The sequence below is a fragment of the Gluconobacter aidae genome (assembly GCF_009547075.1).
In the GTDB taxonomy this organism is placed as follows: Bacteria; Pseudomonadota; Alphaproteobacteria; order Acetobacterales; family Acetobacteraceae; genus Gluconobacter; species Gluconobacter aidae.
This window is the reverse complement of record NZ_WIPH01000101.1, coordinates 1-919: the sequence shown is the minus strand read 5'-3', so window position 1 is coordinate 919 and position 919 is coordinate 1. Positions and strand designations below refer to the sequence as shown.

Sequence of the window (919 nt, the reverse complement as noted above, 5' to 3'; positions counted from 1 at the left end):
CACTGAAGTGGGCTGGAATCAGGCCCCTTGGTATTCCGGATCATCGGCCACGACGAATTATCGTCTGTCCGACAGTGCCTATCGTCAACTGATCTACGCAAAAGCTCTGAGCAACATTTCGGATGGATCGATCCTGTCCATTAATGCGGTGCTTATGACGCTCTTTGGCGCACAAGGGGATGCCTACGTCAAAGATAATGGCGACATGACAATGACGTATGTTTTCGACTTTGTGCCGACTGATGTGCAGGTCAGCATCATACAGACGAGTGGCGTTCTGCCGCGCCCGACCGGGGTTTCCGTCTCCTATTCCATCAAGGCGAGCTCATGAAAAACTCTGACGATCTGGGCCGGTTCGATACGCTTATCGGCGCATCGGCATCCTCATCTGATATTGCGACAGTTCCTCAGACACAGGCGACGGCAGGCGATGGCACGGCATCTATTGCGGCCGGCTTCCCGCCTGAAACGTTCATCTCCCGTGACGCTGGAGGCTCCCCGCCTCGCGGTCAGGACATGAACGGGTTCCTCAACCGCATTTCCAAGGCTATTCAAGTATTGCAGGCCGGGTTCCCAGGGCAATTTGACAGCAACTTTGCTTCTGGCATTGGCGGCTATCCCATGGGGGCCATGATTCCCGGAAGTGCCATCGGGACATTCTGGGTTTCGACGGCAGACAATAATACCACAACGCCAGGGGCTTCCGGAGCCTCGTGGCAATCTCTGTTCGCGGGATCAGTGTCTGGCACGCTTGGCGTCGTCTCCACAAACAATGATCAGAACGGCACGGGCCTGCACCTGAACGGATCCACATCACGCGCCTCGTTCATCTATGCCAGCGGCTCGGGTGATCTGGCGTGGTATTCCGATATTGCGTCTGAAGCCAGTGCGCGCGCGGCTGCTGATACTTCCCTGTCTA

Annotated in this window: 1 protein-coding gene and 1 pseudogene; both read left to right on the top strand. The window is 56.3% G+C overall.

Going from position 1 to position 919, the window contains the following annotated elements; all coding sequences use genetic code 11:
* Positions 1-331, top strand: a 331-nt coding sequence (locus GFJ39_RS13905) for a DUF2612 domain-containing protein (RefSeq protein WP_153432049.1), incomplete at its 5' end; no start/stop codon positions are given.
* Positions 328-919: pseudogene (locus GFJ39_RS13900) on the top strand (hypothetical protein); the annotation flags it as partial. The gene GFJ39_RS13905 and the pseudogene GFJ39_RS13900, both read left to right, overlap by 4 nt.